This is a genomic window from Leptospira interrogans, from assembly GCF_900156205.1.
GTDB classification, from domain to species: Bacteria; Spirochaetota; Leptospiria; order Leptospirales; family Leptospiraceae; genus Leptospira; species Leptospira interrogans.
The window spans coordinates 1-20,791 of the sequence record NZ_FTNA01000020.1; the positions used below are offsets into that span (position 1 = coordinate 1).

At 34.3% G+C, this 20,791-nt stretch carries 14 protein-coding genes; 8 read left to right on the forward strand and 6 right to left on the reverse strand.

The features are described from left to right. Positions 1-369: 369 nt before the first annotated feature. Positions 370-816 carry a hypothetical protein gene (locus tag BW942_RS15020; RefSeq protein WP_000570492.1) on the reverse strand — a complete coding sequence of 149 codons (447 nt, stop codon included), beginning with the start codon at positions 814-816 and terminating at the stop codon, positions 370-372. 1,591 nt (positions 817-2,407) lie between these two features. Further along, complete coding sequence (locus tag BW942_RS15030; protein WP_001289761.1) at positions 2,408-3,298, reverse strand: alpha/beta fold hydrolase; 891 nt, start codon at positions 3,296-3,298, stop codon at positions 2,408-2,410. Here BW942_RS15030 and BW942_RS15035 point away from each other — a divergent pair. Then, complete coding sequence (locus tag BW942_RS15035; RefSeq protein WP_000856559.1) at positions 3,297-3,551, forward strand: hypothetical protein; 255 nt, start codon at positions 3,297-3,299, stop codon at positions 3,549-3,551. The genes BW942_RS15030 and BW942_RS15035 overlap by 2 nt on opposite strands. Before the next feature lie 451 nt (positions 3,552-4,002). Beyond that, complete coding sequence (locus tag BW942_RS15040) at positions 4,003-5,346, forward strand: glycerate kinase type-2 family protein (protein ID WP_001137734.1); 1,344 nt, start codon at positions 4,003-4,005, stop codon at positions 5,344-5,346. A 288-nt stretch (positions 5,347-5,634) separates the two neighbouring features. Here the strand turns inward: BW942_RS15040 and BW942_RS15045 are convergent, their stop codons facing one another. Then, the gene (locus BW942_RS15045) at positions 5,635-6,627 is read right to left on the reverse strand and encodes a GGDEF domain-containing response regulator (RefSeq protein ID WP_000377275.1); all 993 of its coding nucleotides are present in this window, start codon (positions 6,625-6,627) and stop codon (positions 5,635-5,637) included. 143 nt (positions 6,628-6,770) lie between these two features. Here BW942_RS15045 and BW942_RS15050 point away from each other — a divergent pair, with 143 nt between their 5' ends. From BW942_RS15050 to BW942_RS15060, 3 genes are read left to right on the forward strand one after another with little or no spacing between them, the layout of a single operon-like run. Continuing rightward, complete coding sequence (locus BW942_RS15050; RefSeq protein ID WP_000645036.1) at positions 6,771-7,157, forward strand: hypothetical protein; 387 nt, start codon at positions 6,771-6,773, stop codon at positions 7,155-7,157. 52 nt (positions 7,158-7,209) lie between these two features. Next, complete coding sequence (locus BW942_RS15055; RefSeq protein ID WP_000957839.1) at positions 7,210-7,668, forward strand: four-helix bundle copper-binding protein; 459 nt, start codon at positions 7,210-7,212, stop codon at positions 7,666-7,668. A 14-nt stretch (positions 7,669-7,682) separates the two neighbouring features. Beyond that, positions 7,683-8,114: an LIC13259 family plasminogen/vitronectin/complement-binding protein gene (locus BW942_RS15060; protein ID WP_000810437.1), complete on the forward strand. Its 432-nt coding sequence runs from the start codon at positions 7,683-7,685 to the stop codon at positions 8,112-8,114. Positions 8,115-9,339: 1,225 nt separating this feature from the next. Here the strand turns inward: BW942_RS15060 and BW942_RS15065 are convergent. From BW942_RS15065 to BW942_RS15080, 3 genes are all read right to left on the reverse strand, one after another. Then, positions 9,340-10,791 (reverse strand): sensor histidine kinase, encoded by a 1,452-nt coding sequence (locus BW942_RS15065; RefSeq protein ID WP_000471762.1) that lies wholly within the window; start codon positions 10,789-10,791, stop codon positions 9,340-9,342. 22 nt (positions 10,792-10,813) lie between these two features. After that, positions 10,814-11,845, reverse strand: coding sequence for a sensor histidine kinase (locus BW942_RS15070; RefSeq protein WP_000568675.1), 1,032 nt, complete (start codon positions 11,843-11,845; stop codon positions 10,814-10,816). 1,798 nt (positions 11,846-13,643) lie between these two features. Continuing rightward, complete coding sequence (locus tag BW942_RS15080; RefSeq protein ID WP_001141641.1) at positions 13,644-14,102, reverse strand: peptidylprolyl isomerase; 459 nt, start codon at positions 14,100-14,102, stop codon at positions 13,644-13,646. A 200-nt stretch (positions 14,103-14,302) separates the two neighbouring features. On the opposite strand from BW942_RS15080, the gene BW942_RS15085 reads away from it, so the two are divergent. From BW942_RS15085 to BW942_RS15095, 3 genes are read left to right on the forward strand one after another with little or no spacing between them, the layout of a single operon-like run. Next, positions 14,303-17,185 carry an adenylate/guanylate cyclase domain-containing protein gene (locus BW942_RS15085; RefSeq protein WP_000889664.1) on the forward strand — a complete coding sequence of 961 codons (2,883 nt, stop codon included), beginning with the start codon at positions 14,303-14,305 and terminating at the stop codon, positions 17,183-17,185. Next, positions 17,169-19,286, forward strand: coding sequence for a FecR family protein (locus tag BW942_RS15090; RefSeq protein WP_000876417.1), 2,118 nt, complete (start codon positions 17,169-17,171; stop codon positions 19,284-19,286). The genes BW942_RS15085 and BW942_RS15090 overlap by 17 nt, the downstream gene beginning before the upstream one ends. Then, complete coding sequence (locus tag BW942_RS15095; RefSeq protein WP_000267213.1) at positions 19,276-20,400, forward strand: LIC11435 family protein; 1,125 nt, start codon at positions 19,276-19,278, stop codon at positions 20,398-20,400. The genes BW942_RS15090 and BW942_RS15095 overlap by 11 nt, the downstream gene beginning before the upstream one ends. Positions 20,401-20,791 lie beyond the last annotated feature (391 nt).

Below are 20,791 nucleotides of genomic sequence, written 5' to 3' on the forward strand. Positions count from 1 at the left end.
ATTCTATGCCTGAAAATATATTAAATCGAAAATTAACTCAATATGGTCTTATGTAAAAAAAATAACGGGAGGGCTTGACACAAGAAACATAGGAGAGAGTGTTGTGTTGAGTTTTCCCTATTTTTGGGTGGAGACGGTAAGGTTCGGAAAATTTTTCTCTATCAGAAAAACATACTTTTTGCAAGTAAAAAGACTCATTCTTGTCGGAACACTTGAAAAATGTGCCTTTTTGAGCCCAGAACGGCGATCCATAGAAAGCCCGTTCTGTTGAGTTCATTTTGATTCTAAAATCCTATTCAACTTGTGGGGTTGATTATGATTACTTATAGGTCATTCTAATTTTTTAACACGCATTTTATGATTAGGTTGTTATATGAGTTCCCACATTCTAAGATTTTTAGGAAAGTAACTAGGTAAAACTGCCTTTTTTGAAAATTCTAAAAGTTTCCATTCTTTGAGATCTAGCGGAAATTTAGGTAAGAATTTTTTAACTAATCCGATCGCATCAGATTCAAATAAAAGCACGTTATCCGTCATTCTATCTTGAGATCTAGAGCGAACTATTTTCTTTTCCGTGATAGTCCCATGAAGTAGTATCGGATCTTTCCAAAAAGGAATTTTAACTTCCAAAGTGGCTGGTTCCCCTACAGAATCCAAATTAAAACGTTCTAAATTTAGGCTCATGGAAGTACCTTCCCAACCGCCAATTTCCGCGGAATAATTTCCGGTTTTACTATGAACTTCTAAAGGAATGCGAACTGATTTTACGGATTCCTTCACTGAATCTTTGAAATCTTCGATTATTTTTTCGATCATTGTGCACCCACTTTTAAAGAGAAAAGAATAGAATTCTGTCCCATTAAATTTTCTCATATTTTGTTGTGCAATGCAACAACAAAATACTTTGGTAAATTTCGGTTTAACAATGATTCAAACAATTCAATTCTTTGTTTTTTTCAATTCATCCGCGATTTTCAAATTTATAGCCCCTTTCCTTTCTTGAAATAGCTTTTATTTAATGTGAGTTCGGCGTAAGGAAGAATTTTCTAAAAGTATGAGTTCCCGCATTTGTTCGTAAAATCGTGATTTGTGGTAGTTCCCACATTTTAGAAACCAAGGTCACAATTTTTTTTAGAAAAATGAACATGATTCCTACGCCAAACTCACATTATTTTAGAATTAGATAGATTCTTATTTGGCTTGGTTTCAATTAATCTTAGAAAATGTGGGAACTACTACTTTCAAACAAAGAACCGCAATCAATCTTAGAAAATGTAGGAACTACTACTTTCGAACAAAGAACCGCAATCAATCTTAGAAAATGTAGGAACTACTACTTTCGAACAAAGAGTTATCATTAACTTTTACTACATCCTTAGTTACAAAAAAGAAACGACTCAAATTGTTATTCGTAATAAAAAATAATTTAAATTCTATCTTAAAAACCTTACCTCTGTTACTACTCGGACACATGAAAATAATATTATATTCAGATTGTTTCAAAACTTAAAATGTAGGATCTCACACAAAAAAGCCAGCGATTTTAAGTAAGAAATAATTTTTCTAGAATTTCTGTGTCCTTGTAAAATTGCCCATTTATTTTCTGGTACTATTTTTATGCGTCCCTGAGTAGTAAGTGCTCATAAGTGTTGTGATAAAGAATCGATTAACATAAGCTCGGTATAATTTAATGTGAAAGCGAAGGAATTCAGTAGAACGCTCTCTATCATAACCAACCCCACAAATATTTGATCTCAATATAAATCTGTCGGAGTTACGACAAATCCTCTGTAAAACTTAGTTCCCACCCCACAATGCGATTCATAGAGAGTGTTGTGTTGAGTTTTCCCTATTTTTGGGTGGGGGTAGAGGTGATAAGGTTCGGAAAATTTTTCTCTATCAGAAAAACATACTTTTTGCAAGTAAAAAGACTCATTCTTATCGGAACACTTGAAAAATGTGCCTTTTTAAGCCCAGAACGGCGATCCATAGAAAGCCCGTTCTGTTGAGTTCATTTTGATTCTAAAATCCTATTCAACTTGTGGGGTTGGTTATGGCTCTCTATAGATCGCGTTCTATACCGAAACTAAAAACGATTATTGTATAACGTTTCCTGTATACGATTTATTAACCAGACCAGAGAGCCCGGTTCAACAAAATGGGATTCGCTCAAACTTTCTTACGCAAAATTTACGTTATCGAAGTTTAAAGGATTAGGTATTTTATTATATAACTCTGAGTAAAAGAAGAATAGAGTTTTGAAAAATAAATTCTCCATCTTGTTTCTGCCTCATAAAGTAATCGATTGAAGCAATTTTATTAACCGCCTCTATGAATTTTTTTCAACAATTCTAATATACTACAAATAGCTACATAAAAAACATTCATATTAAAAAATATACTAATTTTATAATTTAATAAAACGAAATATTTCTTTTGCAACCCGTTCGGGCGCTTCTAAATGTAAAAAATGTCCCGCCTTGTCAATTACTTGGAAAGAAACCCTAGAATAAAATTCCGATTCAAGACCTTTATATACCGAAGTGGAAATACATTCGTCTTTTTCTCCGGCGAGTATTAAAGTCGGAACTGAAATTTTATGAAATACTAATTCCCTACTCGAATTCCAAAGAGCAAAATTTCCAGGAGTTAATAAACCCCTATAATAACCAAGCGCTGTGATTAAATTTTCGTGAACTTTTAAATTTTCAAAAACTTCTCTAAACCGTTCTTCGGGAATTTTCCAACCAGGACTCCAATCTTCCCAAAGTCTACGTAAAAGATCATTTTTCAACAATGCCGCTTCCGGAATTCCTGCCCTAATTTGAAAAAATAAAATATACCAACTTCGAACGATTTGAGAAGGATAAACGAGTAAATTTTTTAAATACGTAGGAATGGGAGGAACGGAAAGTGCGACTAATGTATCTATTATTCCTGGCGAAAGATTAGAAAACGCATAGGACGCAATTGCTCCCCAATCGTGCCCCAATACAATGGTAGTTTCTGGATTGTACACGGACTTCAAAGATTCCACGATAAATTTTAAATCTCCTGCCAATTCGGCGATACTGACAGTACCAGAAAAAGGAACACTGGAACCGGGAGAATATCCTCTCATAAAAGGAGCGATACACGTAAAATCTTTTTTAGAAAAGATCTGCATTAGTTCTTTCATAGAACCGGCGTCATCCGGAAATCCGTGAAAGAAAAAAATAAGTTTTTTACCATTCCCTAAACTTAGATATTTATATTCTCTTTCTCCGTTTTTTAAAAAAGAGGTTTTGATTTCTGACATGAAAACTCCCGGTTATTTACCGAAAACTTGCATAATAAAATTCCTTAAATTTGAGTGCAAAAATCTTCGCTTAGAAGCGAAATTTCCGACAACTTATTATGCAATTCTCAGTAGTCTGACTTTCAAAAAGCGTTTAGTGAGAAACTACTTTGAAGTTTCAAAATCTATTGTCAAAATAAATTATAAGAATTTCTATAAAATGAATTTTGAATTGGATAAAATTTATGAAACGAGAATTCTATATAAAAATTAGTATTTCATTTTTAAGTTGGATAAATACAATTCACTGTGAGATAAAAACGTTTTTTACTGGTTCCTATATAATACTTAGAACTGAAACATGCAGCAAATTACCCAGGATTTTACGCTAAAACAAGACTTATTATAATAGAATTGTTGAAAAATTCTATAGTGGAGTTTAACAAAACTACTTCAATCGACAGTTTCCATACAACGGAAATCGATGGCGGATTAATTTTTTAACAACCTTAATAAAAATTTACGATACTCAATTTTATAGAATTAGTAATAGAGACAGTACAAACTTTTAAACTATCTCCATTTAGAAGTAGAATTTTAGACACTCTATTAATTAACCGAATAAAATAACTTTCTAAAATCCACGAAACAAGACGTCCAACTTTCATGACGATTTTAACTAAAAACGTTTCTTTTTTAAAAGGATCTTTTGTTTTTGGAATCCAATGCCACGTCTCTCTTTTTTAAACAACGAAAAAGTAGACCTTCATTCTACTCAATCCATCTTATTTCATTTAGGTGGAGTTGCAATTCGAAACTCTTTGCCCGGACCTTCCGTTCGTAAGTTTTTATTAGAACAAAAACCAAAGGGAAGAATTCTACTACTTTCTATCGGAAAAGCAGCAGAAGAAATGGCTAACGCCGCTTATGAAATCCTACAATCTCAGATTTTCGGAGGAATTATTCTCACAAAATACGGATATACTTCGGGAAAAAAATTTCCACCTTTAGAAATTTTAGAAGCGGGACATCCAATCCCAGATACAAACAGCATATTAGGTGGAAAAAAAATCCTAGAACTCTGTTCCAATTTACGAGAAGACGACATTGTTTTAATACTTCTTTCTGGAGGAGGTTCCGCTTTAATGGAAGTACCTGAATCCGGTCTAAATTTGGAAGATCTGATCGTTTGGAATTCTAAACTTATTTCCTGTGGAGCAGACATTCAAGAAATCAATTCGGTAAGAACTCTTTTATCCTCTATCAAAGGTGGTGGATTACTTACAAAAATTCTTCCTTCAAAATCGATCACCTTAATCCTATCGGACGTAATTGGAGACGACCTTTCCAAAGTAGCGTCCGGACCAACGATTCCTTCTAAAATCGAAAAAAATTCTATTTTAAGAATATTCAAACAATATAATCTACCTTTAGATCCTAAAATCGAAACTATACTACACAAAAAAACAGAACAATCCATAAAAATCTCAAATCAGAAAATCAAATCTAAAAACTTTTCAGCAGAATATAAAATCGATCCTAATAAAAATTCCGTCCATTGTATCGGAAACATAACCCAAGCACTTGACGCAGTTCAGAAAGAATGCATAAATTTGAATATTCCAGTTCTATTGCTTACTTCTTCTTTAAATTGCGAAGCAAAAGAAGCTGGCTTCTTTTTAGGAGAAATTGCAAAAGAAAATCTGAAAAATAAAAACTCTCCGCTTTTAATTCTCTGTGGAGGAGAAACCACGGTAACTCACGACGGCTCCGGAAAAGGAGGAAGAAACCAAGAATTAGCACTTGCTTTCTCAAAACGAATTTCTGGTTGTCAAGGAATCACTTTATTCTCACTCGCAACAGACGGAAGCGACGGACCTACGGACGCAGCAGGGGCAATCGTAGATGGAACCACTTGGAAAAAAATTTACAGAAACAAAGACGCAAACTTGGCTCTAAAAACGCATAACTCTTACGAAGTGTTAGCTCAGGTCAATTCCTTGGTTTTTACGGATGCGACAGGAACCAACGTAAACGACATTCAATTTTTATTGATTACTACATTTTAAAAATTTTTTCCTACTCAATCGCAGATCTTTCAATTTATTTGGTTTTTGACTCGAGTTTTTTCAATGACAAAAATTTTCTTTTAAAAACGTTAGTTTAGTATAACCAATGCGAAAGCAATTGTAGCATTATACTACGATTCATAACGAACAAAATTGAGTTTTTTATTCGTCAAAATTTTCTCATGTCGCATTCACATAAAAAAAGAAAATAAGTAATTCTGCATATTTTATTTTTTTAAAGTTTTGAGGCAAACTCTTAACTTGAGGATGAATCTATAACTAAAAAAATCAATCATTTTGAGGATAAAATCGAAGACAGTTTCTACCTTCCTCTTTTGCTAAATAAAGAGCCTTGTCAGCACGTTCGATTAACTCCGTGATGGAATTTTCAGGACTTGGGCTTAAGGTAGCCATACCAATACTGACAGTTACTATCGAATTAGTCTTCGACGCAGAATGTGGTATTCCCAGATTTTCTATATTTTCCAAAATATTTCGACTTACAACAACGGCATTCGACTCGGTCGTTTCAGGTAGTATGATCGCAAATTCTTCTCCACCATATCTCGCCGCCACGTCCCCCGCCCTTCTTGCACAATCTCGAATCGCAGAAGCCACTTGTTTTAAACATTGATCACCACCTTGATGACCATAAGTATCGTTATAAAGTTTAAAATGATCTATATCCAACATAATGAGAGCAATACTAGCTTCAGTTCTCCAGCAACGTTTCCATTCTGTAGATAAAATCTCATCAAAGTATCTACGATTGTAAAGTCCCGTCAGAGAATCCGTCCTTGAAATGGCAACTAGATAGGCGTTGACTTCTTGAAGTTGATCGGTCAGGTTTTCCAACTCCTTTTCTCTTTCCTTTCTTCGAGTCATTTCTTCAAAAAGTCGAAGAGCCGAACGAACTCTTGCCAAAAGTTCGATCGCGTCAAACGGTTTTACTACGTAATCGATTGCACCAGAATCGAAGGCCTTTTGCAAAACATCCGATTCTTTTAGAGCCGTGATCATAATCACAGGAATATCTTTCAATTCCTCCTTTTCACGGATCAATTTCAGGATTTCAAGTCCTGTAATTCCTGGAAGTAAAATATCTAAAAGAATCAAAGAACATTCTTTTTGAGGAGGTTCTTGATTTTTTAAATTCAACCAACCAATGACCTCGTCAGGGGACTGGCTTGTAAAAGTATTCTTGTATCCGGACTTTCTCAGGATGCCCTGCATCAACATACAGTTCTCCTGTGCATCGTCTAAAATAAGAATGGAATCCATTTCAAATTTTCTCCTCGGTTTTTTACAACGGGCGGTGCCAGACTAGAAAGGAATACAAATGTCCCTTTAATAATCCATGAAATCAAACGATTTTTTAAAAACTTCTTGCCTGATCCTTTGATTTCCTAAGTCTAAGAAACAAGATGAAAGCAAAAGTAAAACGTTGCGCAGCTTTTTTAGGTATGGTCGGTTTGACCGCTGCTCTAATTTGTTTTACGGTAATGCTTTCCGGAAACTCCTGTCCCACATTTTATAAGTCTACACAGACAGTTGAAAAAAACTGTCATTCATCCGAAAAAATGGATGATCAAACTTCTTCTACTTGTTCCTCTTGCAATTTACTTTTTTCTGCTGAACATTCTAAAACTCCAGAATTATACAGAAGTTATTTCTCTGTTCTTACAATTTTTCAGAACTATTTTCATTTTGCATCTTTGATTTTTCATTTTCCAAAAACGTGGAAAGATCCAAATTCAAACGCACAAAAGTTTGTCGTTCAATCCATTTCTTCCATCAGACTATTGATCTGATCCCCCTCTTCTTTTAAAATCATTTTACAACTTTAAAATTAAGGAATATTATATGTTAACTAGAAAAGAATTACTCACACAATCCGCAGCTCTACTTGCATTTGCATCCGGAGCAGATTCACTTTTGGCAAAAGGAACAGATCATAAATCCTCAAAAAAAACTGAAAAAAAATCTTACCAAAAGATAGATAAAAAAATTCTAGAGACAGCATCCAAATGCGCGTTAAATTCCGAAATCTGCCTTTCCCATTGCGAAGAAAATCTCTCAACGGGAGATACGATGCTTGCTGACTGTCTCAAAACAGTAAAGGATACTTTGACTCTTTGCAAAGCATTCGTAAGCCTAGGATCTTCTCAGTCTACTTTTGCAAAGGAAATAGCCGCAATTTGTATCAAAGCCTGCGAAGTTTGTGAAAAGGAATGTAGAGTTCACGAATCTCATCATGAAGTCTGCAAAAACTGCGCTGACAGTTGTCAAGAATGTATCTCGGAACTCAAAAAAATAGTATAAACAGGAAAAATAGAATGAAACAGAAAATTATAATATTTTACTTTTTGGGATTTGTTTTAGTAGGCTTGTCGGAGGCAAAATCGATTCTTCCCACAAAACCCGCAATTTTGTCCGAATTAAATCGGATTCACCAATCTTTTTTTAATGGTAAAGAAGTAATCGTGGAACCTCTGATCGCTTCATTACAACAGGAAACGGCGAGAGACTCTTCTCTCTCGCCTGCTCTCAAAGCGGCAGAAAAACTCAAAAATGCATCGGAAGAAAAAACCAAATTAGAAGCCTATTCCGAACTTTCAGAAGCGCTTAAAGACTATATTCAAAAAGATAAATCTACTGGATTTCATGTATTTTATTGTCCTATGGTAAAAAAGAAATGGATCGCTTCCGGGGATAAGATTCAAAATCCTTATGATCCTACTATGAAAAGTTGCGGAAAAAAAATATAAACAAATCGATTTTTAAACAAAATCTAGATCTTAATTTAAACTCGGGATCTAGATTTTGAAACGAACTACCTAGTAAATTTATATAGTAGAATTATCTAATGTTTTGCATTAAAACAAAACTTTGAGATAAAAATCCATAGTGTTCAATTTTATAAAGATTAGGAAATTTCTATAAAAAAGCTTTTTCATTTTTGTAAAGGTCGCAAAACAGCGATTTTATGCAAAAATTGGGGTTGGAAGATTGTCCTTTTTACATTTCCTAGAAATTCATTATTCAGAACTAAATAAAAAACGCGAACAGGGCAAAAGAATTTTCTAAAAGTAATAGTTCCTACATTTTAAAGATTTAACTGTAAAATTTAAGTTTGCAGTAGTTCCCACAGATTACGTCGCATTGGTCCGTATTGAATGAAGTTTAAAACAGATTTTTCATATTAATTTCATGTGGTAGTTCCCACAGATTAAAAATCGATCTGTAAATTTCAAATCTCAACTTTTTTCAGAGAAATAAATTCATTGCCCCAAATTCACGTTAATAAAGAACCCAATTCAATAGTTTACGCTTCAATCCTGTGAATCCAACGAAAGAGAATCGGGGCGAATCCGGCTTTGCCGGACCGCGCTTTCAGCTCCAGTCGATAAATTGTATGAAAAAAACGTAATTCTATAATTCTCCTTTAGTTACAATTTAATCGACTCCGCCTCAATCGCTTTCGCGTTAAATTCCATTGAACTTAGGTAAAACAGTATTTTATAATAAACATTTAGGTGCTCAATTTGATAGAATTCATTAGAACTTGTCCCAAAACCTCAAGATGTGGGAACTCACACAAAAATTTAACAATATTAGAATTGCTTGAAAGTTCGCAAATTACCAAATGTGACGGTTTTTGTAGGAACCATTGTGTTTTATTAAAAATTTCTAAAGAACTATCATGTAAATTCTTTAAGGTTTTGGGACAAGTTCTTAGTAAAATTGCCTCATTTATTAGTCGCATAAAAATGAGACTTACTACTCGGATACATAAAAAGAATACAATTTTGCACTTAGTTTCAAAAGTTAGAATATACAACTCTTTTAAAAACGGCCAACAATACCGGATTAGACGCAATTTTTGAGGACTTCCGTATTTTTGTAAAATCGATAGTTAATTTCGGGTAACATTTTCATGTGTTCAAGCAGTAATAGATCCTAAATTCCTATAATTGATAACTATTTCGAAATTTATAGTTTTCTTTGAACCGTTCCTTTTTGTTCCGGAAATCGGATTTCAAATTTAGTTCCTGGATCCAAAACCTCAAGATGTAACTTACCCTGGATTTGCTTTGTAAGAATATTAACAAGTTGTAATCCAAGGGTTTCATGATTTTTACTTATCATTTCTTTCGGAATTCCTTTTCCATTATCTTCAATGGTTACGATCGTACTTCCCAATTCACAACGAGCGAAAATTTTTAAAAGCCCTTCGTAACCGTCTGGAAACGCGTGTTTGATAGCATTTGTGACTAGCTCACAAACGATGAGCCCAAGTGAAATTGCGATGTTCATGCTTAAGACCAAACCTTGGGCTTCTACCAAATGTTTAATTTTTAAACCTACTCCGTATAAATTCCAAAGATTTTCTAAAAGCATATTCAAATAACTATGAAAATCCACATGAGAAAGATCGTTGGATTTATAAAGTTCATTATGAACCAAGGACATAGAAAAAACCCTGCTTTCAGTATCTTTTAATAAATTATAAAGTTCTTTTGCAGTGAGATTTCTAGACATAGCGTTGTCCGCTTGTAGATTTAAAAGAGAAATCATGATCTGCATGTTGTTTTTGACTCTATGATGAATTTCCTGAATCAAAGCATCTTTTTCTGCAAGAGTAGCAAGAATCGATTCTCTATTTCGAACCATCTCGGTAATATCTGTAACAACCGCTAAATCCAAAATTTGATTTTGATAACGAAACTTATAAACGGTAGTATCCGCGATCAATTTTTCTCCGTTCTTTTTTTTGTGGACAAACGAGGAAGCTTGATTGGCCCCAAACTGAAAAAAAATAATTTCCTGTTTTACTTTATCGAAATCAGACAGTTCAAAAATCTGTAGAATCGATTTACCAATCAAATCCTTCTCTTCATAACCGTATTTTTCAAGAACGGCTCGATTTATTTCTAAAATTTCCAAAGAATCATGTTCAAATAAAAAAGCAGGATGAGGATTGTATTGAAAAAATAAACGATACCTTTCTTCACTTTCTTGTTCAAAAACACTTTTCTTTTCAAGTTCCAAAGCTAAACGATTTCTTTCGTAAGCAAAAACGAGAGAACGACTTAAAGAATAAGAGTCGAACTTACCCTTATAAACGTAATCCTGGGCTCCTATCTGAAGAGCATTTACGGTAATATCTTTGTCTTCCGCTCCACTACAAATGATAACAGGAATTTGAGGGAACTTTCTTTTAATTTCGGATAACGCTTCTAAACCGGTTCGATCTGGAAGAGAAAGATCCAACATCACTAAATCAGGACTTTCATTAGTGATAAAACTAAGCCCGGCAGAAAAATCAGTGCTACGACTGATTTGAAAAGAAGGACTTTGAGATTCACCCAGATATTCCTGAATCAATCTGTAATCCGCATTTGAATCCTCGATCAAAAGAACTGAAAAAGTATCTTTAAACATAAGAATGAAACTCTCTACATATTCATCGTTCTAAAATAAATTCTCTGGGAAAACGTATGATTACACCAAAACCGGAAGTACGATCGGTTTCTATTTCCAGATTTCCTCCGTGAAGTTCCGCAATCTTTTTGCAAAAAAAAAGTCCCGTTCCAGCCCCGGAAAGTTCTTCCGATGAATGAAACGTTCTAAATAAATCTATGAAATAATTTTTTTCCAAAGAATAAACACCTATTCCGTTGTCTATAACATGAATTAGGTGAAACTGAGGTTTTGAGTCGTAAGAAATACAAACTTTACAAGCCACATTTTTATTTCTGAACCGAATAGAATTTGTAATTAGATTTAAAAAAAGTTCTTTGAGGAGAGGTCTACTTCCTAAAATATCTGGAAATTCCCCTTTGACTTCAATATGTATATTGGTATTTATTAGATTTTCATGAAGAAGTGTAATACTTTCTTCTAAAATTTTTTGAAGAGAAACAGTTTTAAATATATTTCTTTCCTTTTCAATTTTTAAAAATAGAAGTAAGCCATTGATCCGCTCCCAAAGACGCTGGGAAGATTGAATACTAAACCGCAAAAACTCTTTACCTTTTTCATTTAGAGAATTTGAATATTTTTCGTATAAAAGATTTAAAAAAGTATTCTGATTTCGTATTGGTTCTTGCAAATCATGGTACATCCTGGAAACAACAGCAGCAATTTCCATTTCCTTTGCTTTAATTTTTAAATCCGAGATTTCTAAAAAAAGAAACTCACTTTCCTCAGATTTTTGTTTAGTCATAGAACCTTGAAAATTTACTTTTTCTTTAAAAGGGTTCAAAAGTTGTTCTTCAAAAAAGATCGTTCGATTGAATTCACAATTCCTAAATCTTTCTAATAAAGATGAATTTTGAAAGGAGAGTATTTGATCTAATCTTTGATTTATTAGCTCTCGAGTTCCAGAAGAAAAGCAAACTTTTACAAAAGAGCAATTGCATTTTATAATACGCAAATTCAAATCTAAAATAGCGACTGGGGTCCTTAAATGAGACAAAACTTGGCATTCAATCATTTCCAATGATCCTCAGTATACCTTGAAAAAGTCTCATATAAGATTCTCAAAAATGAACTCTTTAAATTTCAGTAGAATAATATTTATCTAAATTTTTTAGCTTACTTTTATTATCGTAAAAAAAGTAGTTATCTCAATAAAAATGTCAATTTTGGTTTTATTTTTTTACGAATTTCAGAATATTCTTTTTTTCGAATTTATATTCCTTTAATTTTCCTTATTCCATAGCTCACTTATTTTCCATTTTCAGCAAATGCTTTTGTCCCATTTCAACATTTTGTTCTTAAAAATACTGGTAAGTCATGACAAAACGAGACGTTTGAATTTCAAAAATTCTTACATATCACAATTATCTCTTAGCAACTACTCAGAACTATATAGTAAAATACCCAATCTTTTATATTGAAATAGTGTTTTGTTGAGTTCAGGGAGTAAGACTCTTTAGTTTCACAAAAATGTAGGAACTCATACAGAGACTATAATAATAAAAGAATGTTAAAAAACTGTAAATCACACAATACGCGGTTTCTGTGGGAACTACCACATTGGATTGAAGATTCAAAAGTGATTCATCCAAGTTTTGGGGCAAATTCTTTATAGAGATTAATAATATAACGTGAATTCGACGTAAGAAAATCTGGCGAATCTAGTTTGCCTGTGGCAAACTGGACTGGGCTCTCAGCTCTGGTCAATAAATTGTATACACAAAACATTATACAATCATCGTCTTTAGTTTCAATATAGAACGCGACCTATCTCCGACTCGTCACCCGTCGGGAGCAAGAGTTGAGTTCAGAAAAAGTGTTTTACTGAGTTCAAACGCGCCCTGGAAAACTCAAAGGATCGGTGTTGAGTCTAGGAAGCGAAACCTTGAGTTATTTCGAGCGCCCATAAAGTGAGATTCTAAGTTTGAAAGAGCGTTCTGCAAAGATCCCTCGCATCGATCCTTTCGTGTTATACTGAATCCACATTAATATAAGTTTATTTTAATTTTTTATAAAAAGGGAATTCTTATGTTCTAAAAACTCATGAAAAGAATATCAAAAATGAACGTAAATTTTTACGAAAATACAGAAGTTCTTACAATTTATAGCCCTTCCAGAGTTTATATTTTTTGAAGCCCATTCCTACGTTTAACTTTTGTAATGGTTGCCAAACGGTAATTTCATACAGGAATTGAATTTTATATAGAGTACTATTATTAACTAATCAATTTAGCTTAAGAGTTTGTTCCAAACCTCAAAGGTTTTACACGATAGTTTTTTAAAAATTTTTAATAAAATGCAGTAGTTCCTACAAATTAGATTGTATTTGGCAATTTATAAATTTTCGAGTAGCTCTAATATCGTTAAATTTTCGTAATAGTTCCCACATTGGGCGGTTTTGGGACAAGTTCTAAGTTGAATGGAAGTAATTTTTCATTTTATAAGCCTTATTTTTCCCTGAAAATCAAATGTGGGAACTCCCATTACGAAAAATAAATGTTTAAAAATTCATAATGTAACTTAATTTGTGGGAACGAACATAAATTCAAATTTTACAGATAAATTTTGAACATGTAGGAACTCATACACAATTTTAAAGACAAAAAATCCATTCATGCCTCAAACGACGGAATCTGTGGGAACTACTACTTCTATCGATCTTCCTTTCAATTTTTCTTATCACTGATCCCTATAGAAATAAGTGGTATCATGTATTAGAGACAAATCCAGGTTTTAGAAACAAAATTCTAAGACATTCTGTTCTAAACAACACTCTAAGATCCTTCAAAGAAAAATTAAGTGGAGATCTAAGTTCAAGGAGAAACCGTAATTGTTTCTATAATCACTGATTTTGTAGGTTTGTCTTGAAATCCTGTTTCCGTTTCCGAAATCGTTTCTACTATATCCATTCCTTCCGTAACCCTTCCAAAGACAGCGTGTCTATTATCTAAGTAAAAATTATCTCTTACATTGATAAAAAATTGAGATCCGCCCGTGTTCGGTCCTGCATTTGCCATCGAAAGGGTAAATTTTTCGTTCTTCAGATCCTTATGAAACTCATCTTGGATTTTATAACCAGGCCCACCCGTTCCATTTCCAACAGGACAACCTCCCTGAATCATAAAATTTTTGATAACTCGATGGAATGTAAGTCCATTGTAAAATCCATCTTTAGCCAATTTGATAAAATTACCCGCGGTAATGGGAGCCTTTTCCTCATCCAAATAAACCGAAAAGTTTCCAAAATTTGTTTTAAATATCGCAGTCGGCATTCTCTCCTCTTTAACTCCTCTATTTTAAGAATTTATTTCCATTTTCCGATACTAGAGTACGATAGAAAGCGATTTCTTACAAAAAACGAACAAAAACGCTGGAATTAAGTAATTATACTATTTTAAAGGAATTCCGAAAACAAAATAGAATATTCCACTTGAAGTAAATATTTTTTTTTGGATTTTAAGAGTCTTCATTTATGCTAGAAATTCATCGTCGTTATCTTCCCTTCGGAACTTCTGGAGCCCTCATTTTCATTTCCGACTCCTATACGAACTTTTCAAACGATCTTTCCGAAGAAATTTCCAAAAAAGAAATCGGAACGGTTTGTTTTGTTTCTAGCAAGATCGATTCCAATGCGCCCGATTCGATTCCTACTTCTGTAAACGTTCTTTCGCTACTCATACCTCCTGGTCCAGAAACAAATGATTCTGTTTACAGTTCCTTTTTACAGATTCAAAAATTCTTAAAAAGAGGAAATATATTATTTTTAATTGCATCCGATTGTGAAACTAGATTTCCTTTACTTCTTTCTAAACTTTTATTAGCTAGTTCCCCTTCTCTAAGTGACTCAGAATTACAAAATCAAATTTCTCATTTGGGTTATTCTTATTCAGAACCAGACCAAGCCTCATTTCGAAAATACATTTCTAGACACAAATCTCTTCATTCTATTCCAGAAATTCCACCTGGTGAATTTTCTGTATCAATTCATATCGCTCGGGAAAGTAAACGTCCTTCCACTCTGAAATATAAAATTAAATACGAACCAGGAGCAGAAAACCTGACTCAAATCAAAGCGGTTCCATATTCAGAAGAAGAAAACAAAAAGTCCCCCTCATCTTTTCAATCTTTTCCTATCGACGCAATCGAAATCGATCATTTAGAAGATACTCAAAAACTAAAAGAGTTTTCAGTTTCCGGAGAATCAGAAGAACCAACAACTACCCCTTCTTCAGAATCGAATCATGTATCTTTATCTTCCGAATCTAAATTAGAACTTTCTACTACAGAAACAGAAATTCTTTCTACAAACTCACAAACTTCTGAAAACATTTTAACGCCCCAGATTGAATCGATTCAAACTGAAAACAAACCAGCACAAGAAATTCAATTAAAACCACAAACGGAATCGATTTCAAATACAGAGCCTATTTCTACTTCTTCTAAAATAGATAAAAACACGTTAGACGAAACAAAAACGAATTCACCTTCGTCTGCAACTACTCAAGAGCTTTCTACTTCCCAAGTAAAATCAAAGTTTCCGCTTCAAATCAAATTGATGGCGGTTATTTCCATTTTGATGACGTTTACGGTTTCCACGATCATTTTCTTTGCGTCTTCTGCATTTCGGGACGATTCCGAAGTCAGAGTTCTTCAAAACAATTTAAATTTAGTGAATATTCTAGGATTAAAAATTAAAACCGACATCAAAGAAATTCTCACTAATGGCAAACAAATGGTAGGCGCTTTAGTTCAAGGAAAACAGGGAATTTCATTTGCAGATATTTTCTTTCAAAATGATCCTGACTTTATCTATGCGGGTCTTTTCCAAATGGAAGGAAACATTCCGACCATGGTCAATGAGTTCTTCAACGAACCTTATTTAAGCGAACTCAAGGTTTCTTCGAAAGAAATTTCAGATCTCGTGAGAAATAGACCGGGACTGATTCAAAAATCCGTTCTTACCGGCGGAAGAATGGAAAATCTAAGTGCTGAGTTTAAAGAACCGATCCTTGCCATCGCAATTCCCTCTTCCGGTTCCAATTCTAAGATTTTAGTTTTGATTCTTCGATTGGAAAAATTTCTAAACGCATTCCAAAAACAAGATATTTCCGAGATCTTTCTAGTCAACGGAGAAGGAGATTTGATCGCTCATTCAGACCCTAAACTTCTACAATCGAATACAAATTTTATGAATCTTCCGATCGTAGAATCCATGGTCAAAAGTTCTGAGAATACCAAACAAATCGAATACAAAGATAAGGATGGTAACGCCTGGTTTGGTTCTTATCAAAAATTAGGTTTTGGGGGAGCTGCGGTAGTTTCTATCGTTCCAGAAAACAAAGCTTTTGAAGCAGTCTATAAGATTCAAAAAACGAATCTTCTGATCATGGGAATCGCTCTGTGTTTAGCACTTATCATAGTTTTCTTTTTTGCAAAAACAATCACCAAACCGGTGTTAAATTTATTACGAGCTACAACTGAAATCGCACAAGGTAATTTCAAAATTAAAATTAGTTCCATCACAAACGATGAAGTAGGTCTTCTTACAGATTACTTTGTGGACATGAGTAAAGGTTTGGAAGAAAGGGAAAAAGTAAAAGACGCTTTAGGAAGATTTGTGAACAAAGAAATTGCCGAAATGGTCTTAAAACACGAACTCACTCTCGGAGGGGAAAGAAAGATGTGCGCCATTTTCTTTTCCGATATTCGAAGTTTTACTTCCATTTCCGAAAAACTACAACCGGAAGAAGTTGTGGAATTTTTAAACGAGTACATGACCGAAATGGTCCACTGCGTCAACGAAACTCACGGGATCGTCGACAAATTTATCGGAGACGCAATCATGGCTACTTGGGGAGCTGCTAAAACTTCAGATAGAGACGCCGAAAACGCAGTCAATGGAGCCTTGATGATGAGAGAAGCGCTCATAAAATTCAACCAGGGCAGAGGTGGTGAAAAAAAACCAATTATCCAAATCGGTTGTGGTCTTAATTTCGGTCCGGTCATCGCCGGGCAAATCGGCTCCGAACAAAGATTGGAGTATACAGTGATTGGAGACGCTGTAAATCTCGCGTCCAGAGTAGAAGCTCTAAACAAACCTTTTGGGACAGACATTTTGATCACACAAGACCTCTTGGATCACGTCTCAGAAATCTTCAACGTAGAAAAGATGCAATCGATCAAAGTAAAAGGAAAAGAAGAACCGCAAGTAATCTATGCGGTTTTGGGCAGAAAAGACGATCCGAACTGTCCTAAAAGTTTAGAAGAACTGAGAGAAAGAGTAGGAATCGTTTGGGAACCACCTAAAAAAGGTTCCGATTCCGAAAAAGAAGTTAAGTATGAAATACTTGACTGAAGAAAAATACGTAGTCACTGTTCTTACGGGACTTATTTTATTTTTTAGTATATTATTATACTTTCATATAACTTCCGGACATAAAAAAGGTAGTAATCCAGAAATCGGAAAAATCATTTTCAAAAACAGAAAAGCTCAGAGAAAATACGACTCTGAAGTTCTTTGGGAAGAGATCGAAACCGAGATGAAAGTCAGAAACAGGGATACCGTCCGAACGGACGACGGAGCCGAAGCCGTTTTGGTTCTAAACGACGGAACTGAAATTAAACTCGATCAAAAAAGTATGATTTTCTTAGACTTTTCGGATAAAAATCTATCGATCGATTTTGCATACGGTTCCGTCTCGGCGAATAAAGAGAGTGGCACTGAACTTCAGATTAAAAGCGGCGAAACTACCGTGGAAGTTGGAAAAGGAGATCTGAAACTTTCCAAAACAGAGGATCAGGCACTCAATCTTGAAGTTTCTAAAGGAAACGCAAAAGTCAAATCCGGAAATCAAGAATCAAACGTAAGCAACAACCAAGCAATCGAACTTAAAAATGGTAAGTCCGAAATTCGTTCTTTATCAATTTCTCTAAATTCCCCCACAGAAAGAAAATTTTTTCAAACTTCTTCTAACTCGTTTCCGATTTCGTTTAGTTGGAACAAAGCAGAAAGCGCAAAGGAATATACATTAGAAATTTCGAATCATCCTAGCTTTTCCAAAAATGTGATCCGTACTAAATCAAACGGAACCTCTTTAAATAGATCTTTGGAAAAAGGAACACACTATTGGAGAGTTACCGCAATCAATCCAGGAACCGGAACTCCGGAATTCAGTGAAACCCGTTCTCTTATTGTATTAGGAGAATTGAAATCTTCTCTTTTTACTCCGGCAAAATCGGAGGAATTTAAATTCACATCCAACGTTCCAAGTATAGTTTTTCAATGGACGCCAGTAGATTTTACGAACAATTATACTTTTGAATTAGCCAAAGATAAGGAATTTAAGGAAATTCTAATCAATCAAGAAGTTCAAGGGACTCTTTATCGCTGGGACAAGACAAAGGAAGGAAAGTATTTCGCGAGAGTAACTCCAAAACCTTCCTTGAACGATTTAAAAGCAATTCCATCCGATCCAGTTTCGTTTAACGTAAGAAAGTTGGAAAAACCGGAGCCTCCCGTTTTGAAAAAACCTTCTGACCAAGAAGAAATTTCTCTTCGAAAATTTTCGAAAGAAGGAAACTTGTTCGTATGGTCAGGTTCGGCGGACTTTTCCGAATACACCCTTGAAATCGCAAACGACTCAGAATTTAAAAATATTCTATTTAACAAAAAAACCAACTCGTCTTCTTTGATTTCTTCTCCAATCTCAAACGCGGGAACATATTTCTGGAGAGTCAAAGGAACACTCAAAGAAGGAGACCCTATTTTTACAACCGTAAGACAATTTAAAGTTCAATCTTTAGAAAATTTAGAACTTTTATTTCCCGCAAACGAACAAGAATTAGGACATCCCGCCAACCATAAATTAACATTCCGCTGGCAGAGACCAGAACCTTCAGGGGTATATAAGTTAGAGGTTTCTAAAAATTCAGAATTTTCGGGAGAAGTGATTCGTGAAAATTTTCGCTCTTCTTTCGGAACCGTTTCTATTCCTTCCGCAGGAGAATATTTTTGGAAGGTGTCTCTTTTAGGTTCCAATGGCGAAAATTTAATATCGAGTAAAACTCAAAAGTTCAAAACTTCTGACAGTACTCCTTTCTTAAGTCAAAGTAGTCCTGCAACCGAAGAAACTATCGATATTTCCAATCGAGAAAGTATCGATTTTCGCTGGGAAACAGAAGGAAATACGGAATCGGTAATCTTGGAAATTTTAGAAAAAAAAGCGGGAAAAAATAAATCGATTTTTAAAAAAGAAATCAAAGGGGACTCTTACTCGTTTAAAGATTTTGGAATATTAGAAGAAGGTAAATTTACTTGGAGACTTTCCGCCAAATACAAAGACAAAACAGGAATTCAAAAATTTACGATTCCAGTTTCTAGAAATTTCGAAATTAAATTGAACAAAACGATTCGACCTCCGGAAGTTCTTTCGCCAAAGGAAATTTATGTGGAATAAAATTCTTTTATCTTTTATACTATTTTTAATTTCTTCTTTTTCTATTTTTGGAGAAGACTATTTAGAATGGAAACCAGTTCCTGAAGCAGGAGGTTACTTGGTTGAAATCAAGGATTCCGGCGGAAGAATCACCAGAGAAAAAACAAAGTCTACTCGTTTCGAAGTAAATTTACCTCCTGGAGTTTATGAACATAGGATAGGCGTTCTCAATAAATTTGGAAGGGTTTCCGTGTTTACCGATTGGATTTCCTTTGAAGTAATCCTTTCTAGAGCACCGTTTATCAATCCGGATTCTAGTGCTAAACTTTTAAAAGAAAAACTAGGATCTCACTTAACCGTCAAAGGAGATAACTTCACGGAAGCGATGAATGTTACTCTCCTTTTACCTTCGGGTGAAACAATCAAACCGGATTTCGAGTTTGTTAATTCTAAAGAAATCAAACTCAAAATCGAAAATCTAAATCTCAAAAACGGAAGTTATACACTTTCTCTGGAAAATCCTAGAAATAAAAAAACCGCTAAAAAAGGTTTTTTAATTCTTGCTGATTCCGAGGAAGAACTCGCACAAATTACGAAACGAAGTGAACAGGAAAATCAAGTTACATCTTCGGGAATTCAATGGGGTCCTGCAATTCAATCTTCTGTTTTGCCCGGTTGGGGACAATACAACCAAGATAAGAAATACAAACGTTGGATTTTTCCAATTTTAATTTTAGGAGCGATCGCTTTTTCCGCAGAACGTTTTTCGGCATACAATTCTAGTTTATCCGCCCTAAATCAGAGTAAAACCTTAAACCAAACTTTCTTTTTGATGAACGACCCTGCTCTTACCTCGTTTGCGGCCTATAACTATATACAGGGCCAATCCGATTATTCAAATTCATCTTCACTTTACAACCAGCTCAATCTTTCTTTAGAAATTATAGCGGTATTGTATCTGCTAAATATAATCGATGCCGCTTTAGTCGGATCTGCAAATTCCGAGACGTCTACTTCCGAAGGAAAAGTAATTCCATTTTTTAAAACAAGAAAATTAGAATCCATCCAAGCGGAACGTCCTTCGGGGAACTTTTTTCCAAATTCATTTGAATTCGGTATAAAAATTTTTCTATAATTTCAGTAAAACAAAATATTCTAATCTAATGTGGATAAATCAAAAGGAATCGATGCGGGGAAATCAGCAGAACACTCTTTCAAACTCAACGTACCACTCTCTGAATACCAATCTTAGAAAGGCATTCGCTGAGTTTTCTAAGTCACTTTTTAGGCGCTCGAAGTAACTCAGCGTCGGGCGCTCGACAGATCGTGTTCTATATTAACATAAATTCGGTGTAAGAAAATTTTTCTAAAAATAGTAGTTCCTACATTCATTTATGGAAATGATTGATCCTAATTTTTAAAGGCTACAAACATTAGATTTCCCATATTTCAAAGTTTTATTGTAAAATATAGATTTGTGAGAGTTCCCACAGATTAAGTCGCATAATAAATTTTTAAACATTCAT

Coding starts and splice junctions, on each gene's coding strand:
- BW942_RS15085 (WP_000889664.1), top strand. CDS start 14,303: ATGCTAGAAATTCATCGTCGTTATCTTCCCTTCGGAACTTCTGGAGCC.
- BW942_RS15060 (WP_000810437.1), top strand. CDS start 7,683: ATGAAACAGAAAATTATAATATTTTACTTTTTGGGATTTGTTTTAGTA.
- BW942_RS15095 (WP_000267213.1), top strand. CDS start 19,276: ATGTGGAATAAAATTCTTTTATCTTTTATACTATTTTTAATTTCTTCT.
- BW942_RS15080 (WP_001141641.1), bottom strand. CDS start 14,102: ATGCCGACTGCGATATTTAAAACAAATTTTGGAAACTTTTCGGTTTAT.
- BW942_RS15065 (WP_000471762.1), bottom strand. CDS start 10,791: ATGTTTAAAGATACTTTTTCAGTTCTTTTGATCGAGGATTCAAATGCG.
- BW942_RS15050 (WP_000645036.1), top strand. CDS start 6,771: ATGAAAGCAAAAGTAAAACGTTGCGCAGCTTTTTTAGGTATGGTCGGT.
- BW942_RS15020 (WP_000570492.1), bottom strand. CDS start 816: ATGATCGAAAAAATAATCGAAGATTTCAAAGATTCAGTGAAGGAATCC.
- BW942_RS15040 (WP_001137734.1), top strand. CDS start 4,003: ATGCCACGTCTCTCTTTTTTAAACAACGAAAAAGTAGACCTTCATTCT.
- BW942_RS15035 (WP_000856559.1), top strand. CDS start 3,297: ATGAAAACTCCCGGTTATTTACCGAAAACTTGCATAATAAAATTCCTT.
- BW942_RS15030 (WP_001289761.1), bottom strand. CDS start 3,298: ATGTCAGAAATCAAAACCTCTTTTTTAAAAAACGGAGAAAGAGAATAT.
- BW942_RS15045 (WP_000377275.1), bottom strand. CDS start 6,627: ATGGATTCCATTCTTATTTTAGACGATGCACAGGAGAACTGTATGTTG.
- BW942_RS15070 (WP_000568675.1), bottom strand. CDS start 11,845: ATGATTGAATGCCAAGTTTTGTCTCATTTAAGGACCCCAGTCGCTATT.
- BW942_RS15090 (WP_000876417.1), top strand. CDS start 17,169: ATGAAATACTTGACTGAAGAAAAATACGTAGTCACTGTTCTTACGGGA.
- BW942_RS15055 (WP_000957839.1), top strand. CDS start 7,210: ATGTTAACTAGAAAAGAATTACTCACACAATCCGCAGCTCTACTTGCA.